Source organism: Thalassospira sp. (assembly GCF_040218635.1).
Classification (GTDB): Bacteria; Pseudomonadota; Alphaproteobacteria; order Rhodospirillales; family Thalassospiraceae; genus Thalassospira.
Genome location: NZ_JAVJRB010000010.1, coordinates 191290 through 201761 on the forward strand (window position 1 = coordinate 191290; position 10472 = coordinate 201761).

Genomic DNA, 10472 nt, shown 5'->3' on the forward strand with positions numbered 1-10472 from the left:
AACCTTGTCGCAGCGTTATGCTTCCTGTGCGATCTCTGCCGGATTGCGCAGGGCTTGCGGTGTGCATCCATAACGCCGGCGGAACATCCGGCTGAGATGCGATGAATCGCAGAACCCGCAATCAACCGCAATCTGGGCAATTGATTTCTGCCCCGTCGCGATCAGGTGATGGGCAAGATCAAGGCGGATGGTCAGGAATGCGGCCTGCGGCGATGTATCAAGACCAAGCCGGAAATGACGTTCGATCTGACGTTTGCTATTGCCCATCCGGCGCGCAATTTCCTGCACTGAAATCGGCATATCGATATTTTGCTGCATGATCAGTAAGGCACGCTGCACAATCGGGTCTTGGGTTTTAAGATCAAGGGGAATGCCCGGCTGCGGTTTTTCCGCCTGAAGGGCATCATCAATGATCATGATATGCAGGCTTTTATTTGCCTGTGCACGACCAACATGCTTATCGACCAGATGGGCTGCAAGATGTGCGGCACTTACCCCGCCAGAACAGGTCAGGCGATCGCGATCAACAACAAAAATTTGATCTGAAACCGTATTAAGCCCTTCGAATTGTTCGATGACTTCCGGGCTGTGGAACCAGCTTACACAGCATTTATAGCCATCAAGAAGCCCGGCCTCATGCAACAAAAATGCGCCACTGCACACCCCGACCAAGGGAACACCGGCCTCGGCGGCTTCATGAAGGAATTTTTTATAAGTCGGGCTTAGGTTAGGCCCATCATCCATCAGCCCGCCGACCACAACGATATAGTGAAACCGGCGCGGATTGCCGAGGCGTTCTTTGGGCTGAACCGAAATGGCACTGCTTGATGGAATGGGGTCCATTGTGTCGGACAAAACCGTCCAGTTGCACAGGATCGGTCGGCTGCGATCCCCTTCGTCGGCGGCAAGTCTTAGAACATCGACGAAATTGGCAAATGCGCATAACGTAAAGCGTCTTGCCAGAATAAATCCGACATTAAGACGCGGCGTTGTGACAAGACGGGTGTCGGCATTCATGAGAACCGAGCCTCCAATACAGCCAATGTTCTTATGATTGTCGTAGCGATAATCTCACTTTGACGCAATCATTCTATTGTCTCGCACGAAAAGCCGCCAGATTATCAATTATAATTACGCCTACGCTTATCGCCAAAACCGCTGAGAACCCTTATCGCTTTGCAATGGTGACAAGAATTTGGCCACAGCCGTCAAAAATCCGTCCATGCAGTAGATTTGCGCCCGGGCGGTCTTGATGGTCCGTAACCATGTTACCAATTAAAGTTGCGATTCTGGGATCTTTGCGCGCTACGCGCAAGACTGTTTCAAACAAAAGGAATGAAAAATGGCCGCATTTCCCGACAAAGCAAAAGTCGTCATCGTCGGACTTGGCGGTATTGTCGGGGCCTCGGTCACGCATCACCTGATTGAAAACGGTTGGGATGACATTGTTGGCATCGATAAGTCGGGCATCCCGACCGATATCGGATCGACCGCGCATGCATCTGATTTTTGCTATGCCACCAGCCACGATCTTTTGTCGTGCTGGACCACCATGTATTCCATGGATTTCTATGAAAAGATGGGTCATTACGCGCGGATCGGCGGCCTTGAAGTTGCCCGTGTCGGCGATGATGAACGCATGGAAGAACTCAAACGCCGCGTTGATTCCGGCAAGGCATTTGGCACCAATGTCAAAATCATCAGTGCGGCCGAGGCCAAGGAAAAATTCCCCCTTCTTGAAGAAGATCAAATTCAAGGTGCCTTGTGGGACCCGGATGCAGGCCTTGTCACGCCGCGCTCGCAAACCGTTGCCGGAAAACTGATTGATCAGGCCGAAGCAACTGGCAAGTTGAAGATTTTCGCCAATACATCCGCCCTTGATCTGATCACGGAAAATGGTCGCATTACCGGTGTTAAAACCGACCGCGGGACAATCCATGCCGATTATGTGGTTGTTTGTGCGGGCCTTTGGGGCCGTCTGATTGCCGAAATGGCAGGTGAAGATTTGCCTGTCATGCCGGTTGATCATCCATTGACCTTCTTTGGGCCATATAACCAGTTCGAAGGTACCGGTGTTGAAATCGGCTATCCGCTTTTGCGCGATCAGGGCAATTCAGCCTATATGCGTGACACCGGTGATCCCAAAAGCACCGAAGGTGGCCAGATCGAATGGGGTTATTATTACGAAGATAACCCGCGCCTTGTCCATCCGCGCGACATCCTTGAAAAAGATCAGGCACGTCTGTCCCCGTCCCAGCGCGATCTTGAACTTGAAGACGTTATCGAGCCACTTGAACGGGCAATGGAACTGACCCCGATCCTGACCGAACTTGGCTTTAACGAAAGCCATTCGTTCAATGGTCTTTTGCAATCATCTGCCGATGGCGGCCCATCGATGGGTGAAAGCCAGAAACTGCGTGGCCTTTGGTATGCGGTTGGCATCTGGATCAAAGACGGACCGGGCATGGGCAAATTGATTGCCGACTGGATGACCCATGGTCGTACCCATATTGATCATCACGCAATTGATTTCTCGCGCTTCAATGAATTCCAGCTGAACGAGAAATACATCTACGACCGTTGCTACGAAACCGCCAAAAAGATCTATAATCCGCCAGTCCACCCGCGTGAGCCCTTCGCCAATGCACGTGGTATTCGTCGATCCCCGTTCTATGAACGCGAAGTTGAACTGGGTGGCTATTTCATGGAATTGGGCGGCTGGGAACGTGCACACGGATATGCATCCAACGAACATCTTCTGGAAAAATATGCTGACCGGGTGCCGGTTCGTGAAAATGAATGGGATACCCGCCATTTCTGGCGTGTTTCCAATGCCGAACAGCTTGCGATGAGTGACGATTGCGGCATCATCAACCTGTCGCATTTCCATATGACCAACATCGAAGGCCCCGATCATGTCGAACTGATGGAATGGCTTTGTGCTGCCAAGATCGGTGGGGACGCCAATATCGGCAAGGGTATCTATACCCATATGCTTGACGAAGACGGCATGGTTCGTGCGGACTTTACCATGTTCCGCATGGAAGACCGGTGCCGTCTGGTGAACGGTGCCGATGCCGGTCCACGTGACCTTATCCATATGCGCCGTGTTGCAATGGATAAGGGCCTTGATGTCACGATTACCGATGTCACCGAGGACTTCACGACCATCGGCATCTGGGGACCAAATGCGCGGGAAAACCTGCAAAAAGTCGTTGAAGACCCCGAAGCCCTAAGCATTGAGGCCTTCCCGTTCGCGGCAATCCGTGAAATCAAAATTGCGGGCAAAAGCGTGACGGCATTCCGCATTTCCTATGTCGGTGAACAGGGATGGGAATTGCACATGCGCTATGAAGACGGCCTTGCCGTCTGGGATGCCTTGCGGGGGATCGGCGTTATGGCCGTTGGTGTTGAAACCTATGCCAACTCGCGCCGTTTGGAAAAATCTCTGCGCCTGCAAAATGCCGACCTTCATACGCAATATAACTTGCTCGAAGCAGCCCTTGCCCGCCCGAAGGTCAAGGAAGCTGATTTCTGCGGCAAGGCAAAGCATGTCGAATACCGGGAACGTGACCATCAACCCGCCATGCTGTGTACTCTTGTCATGACCGATAATATCGACGCCAAGGGTGTGGCACGTTATCCGGTTGGCAACCTGCCTGTGATGGATCCCGAAACGGGCAAAACCCTGATCGATGAACTTGGTCGTCGTTCCTATACGACCTCTATCGCCTTTGGGCCAAGCATCGGCAAAAACATCGCCCTTGCCTATCTGCCGTGGGATTATTGTCAGGACGGCCGCAAGCTCACGGTTTCCTACTTCGATGAAATCTATCCGGTCGAGGTTGTCGGCATCGGTTACAAACCGCTTTATGATCCGGAAAACCTTAAGCCGCGCAGCTAGCGCTAAAGCCTAATCAGTCGAAAGGCGCAGTCGTGAAAATGACTGCGCCTTTTTCGTTGCACTCAGAGATCATCGGGACCAACGATCAAATATCAGATGGTCCCAACCTGATTGTCTGCCGAAAGGCGGCAGGCGCCTGCCCTTCGTGTTTCGAAAACACCCGGCTGAAATGCGACGCATCGCAAAAGCCGGTTGAGTTGGCGATATCGACAATCGTTCGATCAGTCCGTTCAATCATCATTTTTGCCTGCGCCAAACGGATCCGCATGGCCGCATTTGACGGCGTAAGATTAAGCGCCTTTTGAAAATGGCGTTCGAGTTTGCGTTTGCTGACACCAAGTGCCTGTGCAAGATTTTCAGCGGGTTCGGGCGCATCAAGGCGTTGTTGAATACGGCGCAAAGCCCGGCTGACCAGCGGGTCACGGGTGGACAGTTCAAGCGGCAAACCGGGCTGCGGTTTTTCGGCTACCTGCACTTCATCAATGATCATGATATGCAGGCTTTTTTGGGCTGCGGCGCGCCCGACATGGCGTTCGACCAGAAATGCCGCCAGATGTGCCGAACTGGTCCCGCCCGAACAGGTCAGCCGATCCCGATCAACCACAAAGATCTGATCGGAAATCGGCACCATGCCTTCGAACGTTTCCAGAAAATCGTCATGATGGAACCAGCTGACACAGCATTTATAACCATCAAGAAGCCCTGCCTCATGCAGCAGGAAAACAGCCGTGCACAGCCCGACAAGCGGCACACCGCGATCTGCAGCATCGCGAAGAAAACGGATATACTCCGCCCCGATTTTAACCCGTTCCTTGAGAAGTCCACCGACAACAACAATGTAGTCATAATCCTGCGGACGGGCCAAAGGGGCATCTGGTCGCACTTCAACCGCAGAACTTGATCGCACCGGTTGGCCATTATGCGATAGGATATGCCATTCGCAATTGATCTGGCGCGACTGATCACCATCATCGGCGGCCAAACGCAAGACATCGAGAAAACTGGCAAAGGCCGAAATGGTGAAATGGGGTGCCAGGATAAAGCCGACCCGGAGTTTTGGCGTTTTGGAGCGCGTCATCAGTTTTCCTCGCAACAGATGACAAATACCTACAACGAATGTGACGCAAATATCCAATCACGATTTCGAAAAATAGCTTCTAATTGATAAGTTTGATGACACCCAGTGGAGCCCACTCACCATGACGCATTTTTCTGCCTTGTCGCTGCTAAAGAATGCGCTGACAGGACAAAAGAACTGGCAGGCGCAATGGCCTGACAGTCAACCCAAGGCGGAATATGACGTCGTCATCGTTGGTGCCGGTGGGCACGGGCTTGGTGCTGCGCATTATCTGGCCAAGGAACATGGCATCACCAATGTTGCGGTGATCGACAAGGGCTGGCTTGGGGGCGGCAATACCGGACGAAACACCACCATCATTCGGTCAAACTATCTTTATGATGAAAGCGCAAAGCTTTATGACCACGCGGTTGATCTGTGGGAAGGGCTTAGCCAGGACCTGAACTATAACGTCATGTTCTCGCGCCGCGGGGTTCTGATGTTGGCGCACAATGTTCATGATGTGCAATCGTTCCAGCGCCACATTCATTCCAACCGCCTGAATGGGGTTGATAACCGCTGGCTTTCAGCGCAAGAAGCCAAGGAATTTTGCCCTCCGCTTAACATTTCGCCAGAGGCGCGCTATCCCGTCGTTGGCGCAGCACTTCAGATGCGTGCGGGAACCGCACGCCATGATGCGGTTGCCTGGGGTTATGCCAGAAGTGCGTCCCAACGCGGTGTTGATATCATTCAAAACTGCCCGGTCACCGCGATCCGCCGGGGTCCCGATGGCGCAGTCGAAGGTGTTGAAACCGCCAAGGGCTTTATCCGTGCCAAAAAAGTCGCAGTCTCCGCCGCTGGCCACACCAGCGTTGTGATGGATTCTGCAGGGGTGCGCATGCCGCTTGAAAGCTATCCGCTTCAGGCACTGGTCTCCGAGCCGATCAAACCGATTTTCCCGTGCGTTGTCATGTCCAACACAGTGCATGCCTATATCAGCCAGTCTGATAAGGGCGAGCTTGTGATCGGGTCCGGGACCGACCAATATACCAGCTATTCGCAGCGGGGTGGCCTGCCGCTGATCGAGCATACGGTTGCAGCAATCTGCGAGATTTTCCCGATCTTTAACCGCATGCGGATGTTGCGCAAATGGGGCGGCATTGTTGATGTGACGCCAGATCGCTCGCCGATCCTTGGCATAACGCCGGTCCTGGGTCTTTACGTCAATTGCGGCTGGGGCACGGGTGGCTTTAAAGCCACACCGGGTGCGGCCCATACCCTTGCATGGACGATTGCCAAAGGCACCCCGCACGACATCAACGCCCCCTTCACGCTGGATCGTTTCCGAACTGGCCGCCTGATTGACGAAGCGGCTGCTGCCGCTGTCGCACACTGAGGAGAACGAACATGCTTCTCATCCATTGCCCTTATTGCGATGAAACACTGCCGGAACTTGAATTCACCTATGGCGGTGAGGCCCATATCGCCCGCCCGGAAACGCCGGCAGATAAAACCGATGACGAATGGCGCGATTTCCTGTTCATCCGCACCAATGTCAAAGGTCCGCATTTTGAACGCTGGCGCCACGCCCATGGCTGTGGCCGGTTCTTCAATGCTGTGCGCGATACGGTTTCGGATCGTTTCCTGACAACCTATAAGTCCGACGCGCCACGACCGGATCTTGCCGTCCTGATCAAAGAAGTCGCGATGAAGGAGCCTTCGAAATGACCACTTTCCGCGTACCGGGACGTGGCCGTGTCCTTCACAACCGGCCTGTTTCATTCGGCTTTGATGGCACGACCTATCAGGGTCTTGAAGGCGATACTGTTGCATCGGCCCTGATTGCCAATGGCGTTCAGTTGATGGGACGTTCATTTAAGTATCATCGCCCGCGTGGTCCGATGGCCGCAGGTTCAGAAGAACCCAATGCGCTGATCGGCACCCGCCGTGGCAAAGGCCGGTTCGAGCCGAATACACGCGCAACCGTCCAGGAAATCTGGAACGGGCTTGAAACCAACAGTCAGAACAAATATCCCAGCCTGAAATTCGATATCGGGGCGATCAATGACCGCGCCTATATGCTGTTTTCTGCCGGGTTCTACTACAAAACCTTTATGTGGCCGCGGTCCTTCTGGGACAAAGTGTACGAGCCCTTCATTCGTGCGGCCGCCGGTCTTGGCGTTTCACCAAGTGAACCTGACCCTGATAACTATGCATCACGCTATCTGCATACCGATGTTCTGATCGTTGGTGCCGGTCCGGCTGGTCTGGCATCCGCACGCGCGGCCGCCACAGCCGGATTGCGCGTCACACTGGTTGATGAAAATTCGGAACCGGGTGGCACGCTTCTAAGTGAACCACAGGCATCGATTGATGGCAAACCGGCGTGGGATTGGCTCCAGGCCGAACTTGATGCCCTGACCGATCTTGGCGTGCGGATCATGACACGCACGACCGCGATTGGATATTACCACCAGAACATGATCGGCCTGTGTCAGAAACTGACCGATCATTTGGAAAACCCGGTCGAAGGTGCTCCGCGTGAACGCATGTGGCGCGTGCGGGCCAAGCAGGTCATTCTTGCACAGGGTGCGCTTGAAAAACCGTTGGTGTTTGATGGCAATGATCGTCCCGGTGTGATGCTGGCCGGGTCGGCGCAAACCTATCTGAACCGCTATGGTGTCCGCGTTGGCAACAAGGCCGTGATTATGACCAGTCACGACAGTGCATGGTATGCAGCCTTTGATCTTGCCTCTTCTGGAACCGAAATCGCGGCCATCGTCGATACCCGCCCAGCACCGAACGCGGAGCTTATCAAAGAAGCCGCTTCACACAGGATCACGGTTCTTGCCGGATATACCGCCACGGGCACATCCGGCCGCCTGCGGATCAAATCGGTGCGTGTGAACAAGGTTGAAAACGGCAAGGTTCTTTCCGCTCAGACCATCGCATGCGACAGCCTTCTGATCTGTGGTGGCTGGACGCCGACGCTTCATCTGTTTTCCCACACCAAGGGATCCCTTAAATGGGATGATGCCACCCAAACCTTCCTACCCGATCGCATCACCGAGGATTGCCAGATTGCCGGTGCCGGTCGCGGCCTTTGGGGTATTGGTGCCGCGTTGAACGATGGTGCCGCCATGGGGGCCGCCGCCGCCAAGGCACTTGGAAAATCGGCAAAGGCCCAAACAGTCACCGTTGCCAATGATCGTCCCGGTACCGGCGTAAGCCACACCGAACTGCCAACCGATCTTGATGCGGGCAAGGCACGCGCCTTTGTTGATTATCAGAACGACGTGACGGCCAAGGATTTACGCCTTGCAGTGCGTGAAGGCATGCGCTCGATCGAACATGTCAAACGCTATACCACCAACGGCATGGCAACCGATCAGGGCAAGATGTCAAACATCAACGGCCTGAACATTGCCGCCGATGCCCTTGGCAAAAAGCAGCCGGAAGTCGGTTTAACAACCTTCCGCCCGCCCTATACCCCGACCACCTTTGGTGCCTTTGCAGGCTATCATAAGGGGGAGCATTTCGAAGTTACCCGCAAAACCCCGATTGATCGCTGGGCCGAAGAAAACGGTGCGGTGTTTGAACCCGTCAGCCTGTGGCGTCGGGCCTGGTACTTCCCGAAAGACGGCGAAGACATGGACGCAGCCGTGCGCCGTGAATGCCGTGAAACGCGCAAATCGCTTGGCATATTTGACGCATCAACGTTGGGCAAGATCGAGGTCGTTGGCCCCGATGCCGTTGAATTCATGAACCGCATGTACACCAACCCGTGGACCAAACTGGCACCGGGCCGGACCCGCTATGGTCTGTTGCTCGGCGATGACGGTTTCATTCGCGATGATGGTGTGATCGGGCGCCTTACCGATGATCGCTTCCATATCACCACCACGACTGGCGGTGCGGCACGGGTTTTGAACATGATGGAAGATTACCTTCAGACCGAATGGCCGGACCTTAAAGTCTGGCTGACCTCGACCACCGAACAGTGGGCGACCATTGCGCTGAATGGTCCGAATGCACGTAATCTGATTGAACCCTTTGTCGAAGGGCTTGATATTTCCGATGCGGCATTCCCGCATATGTCCATTGCCGAATGCACATTCGCCGGTTTCCCGGCCCGTCTGTTCCGCGTCAGCTTTACCGGCGAACTTGGGTTTGAGATCAATGTCCCGGCCCGTCATGGCCGTGCACTTTGGGAAACACTGATCAATGCAGGCCAGAAATATGACATCTGCCCGTACGGTACAGAAACCATGCATGTTCTGCGTGCAGAAAAAGGCTTTATCATTGTCGGTCAGGACACAGACGGCACGGTAACACCCTATGATGCCGGTGCAGGCTGGGCGATTGGCAAGAACAAACCTGATTTTGTCGGGATGCGTGCGCTTAACCGTCCTGATCTGATCGCAGAAGGCCGCAAACAATTGGTTGGACTTCTGACCGAGGATGGCACATCAAAACTTGAAGAAGGTGCGCAGATCGTTCTTGATCCGAACCAGTCCATTCCAATGAAAATGGTTGGTCATGTGACATCTTCCTATCACAGCGATGCTGCGGGCCGTCCAATCGCACTTGCCTTGGTTGAAGGCGGTCACGGGAAAACCGGCGATACGGTCTATATCCCGATGCCGGACCGCACAATCACGGCAACGATCACTGGCACGGTCTTTTACGATCCCGAAAATGCGCGCCTAAAGCTCTAACCTTATCAATTTGAATACCGTCCGATGAACGGAGACGACTGCAATGACTGTCTATGTCGATCTAAATATCGCCCGGACACTGGCGAAAAATTCCGCGCTCAGCGTTGAACTTCTCGCCCCCGTCGCGCGCTTTTCACTGCGTGCCGGAACGGGCGAGCAAGCAGCCCTGTCCAAGGCACTTGGCGCTGCCCTTCCGACCAAGATCGGCCAATGCACACGCAAAGGATCTCTTGAAGTCCTCTGCCTTGGTCCGGACGAATGGAATATTCTTGCCCCTGAAGATCAGGCTGCCAAAATCACGGCTGCCTGTGAAAAAATCTATGCAAAAGCACCACACAGCCTGACAGAAATTTCAGACCGCGAAGTTGCCATCCAGATCACGGGTGCAAAGGCCACCGATCTCATGACAATCGGCTGCCCACGCGATCTTGATATGCTCCCGGTCGGCGAAGCCCGCCGCACGGTGTTTGATGGTGTCTCGGCCGTGCTCTGGCGTGATGGCGCAGACGAATTCCGCCTTGATCTATGGCGGTCATTCGCCCCACACGTCATTTCGCTTCTCGAAACAGGCTGTAACGAACTTGCTGCAGAGTGACGTCTTGTTTGAGTACTGAAAGCTACAAACTATTAGGTTGGCATCTCGACCTTCAGCCTAAAACGACAAAACCCCGCCACTGGCGGGGTTTGTTGTTTTGGTTGCGGGGGTAGGATTAGTCTCCGCCCTTCGGGCTCCGCCAGCTCCGGCCTTTGGCCTACGCAAAGAACCTTGCAAACAGGCTTGGCCTGTTTGCGA

At 54.2% G+C, this 10472-nt stretch carries 7 protein-coding genes; 5 read left to right on the forward strand and 2 right to left on the reverse strand.

What is annotated here, in order from left to right:
* Positions 1-15: 15 nt before the first annotated feature.
* Complete coding sequence (locus RIC05_RS11345) at positions 16-1017, reverse strand: GlxA family transcriptional regulator (protein ID WP_350046373.1); 1002 nt, start codon at positions 1015-1017, stop codon at positions 16-18.
* Between the two features lie 325 nt (positions 1018-1342).
* On the opposite strand from RIC05_RS11345, the gene RIC05_RS11350 reads away from it, so the two are divergent.
* Positions 1343-3904, forward strand: a complete 2562-nt coding sequence (locus RIC05_RS11350) for a GcvT family protein (protein WP_350046374.1) — start codon at positions 1343-1345, stop codon at positions 3902-3904.
* A gap of 85 nt (positions 3905-3989) precedes the next feature.
* Here RIC05_RS11350 and RIC05_RS11355 read toward each other — a convergent pair whose 3' ends face one another.
* The gene (locus RIC05_RS11355; RefSeq protein ID WP_350046375.1) at positions 3990-4982 is read right to left on the reverse strand and encodes a GlxA family transcriptional regulator; all 993 of its coding nucleotides are present in this window, start codon (positions 4980-4982) and stop codon (positions 3990-3992) included.
* 121 nt (positions 4983-5103) lie between these two features.
* Between RIC05_RS11355 and RIC05_RS11360 the strand changes: the two genes are divergently transcribed.
* The 4 genes from RIC05_RS11360 to RIC05_RS11375 are packed head-to-tail and all read left to right on the forward strand — an operon-like array spanning position 5104 to position 10274.
* The gene (locus RIC05_RS11360; protein WP_350046376.1) at positions 5104-6357 is read left to right on the forward strand and encodes a sarcosine oxidase subunit beta family protein; all 1254 of its coding nucleotides are present in this window, start codon (positions 5104-5106) and stop codon (positions 6355-6357) included.
* A gap of 11 nt (positions 6358-6368) precedes the next feature.
* Positions 6369-6689 (forward strand): sarcosine oxidase subunit delta, encoded by a 321-nt coding sequence (locus RIC05_RS11365; RefSeq protein WP_350046377.1) that lies wholly within the window; start codon positions 6369-6371, stop codon positions 6687-6689.
* Entirely contained in the window at positions 6686-9679 is a 2994-nt protein-coding gene (locus tag RIC05_RS11370; RefSeq protein ID WP_350046378.1) for a sarcosine oxidase subunit alpha, read from the forward strand. Before RIC05_RS11365 ends, RIC05_RS11370 begins: the two co-directional genes overlap by 4 nt.
* A gap of 43 nt (positions 9680-9722) precedes the next feature.
* Complete coding sequence (locus RIC05_RS11375; protein WP_350046379.1) at positions 9723-10274, forward strand: sarcosine oxidase subunit gamma; 552 nt, start codon at positions 9723-9725, stop codon at positions 10272-10274.
* The last annotated feature ends 198 nt before the right edge of the window (positions 10275-10472 follow it).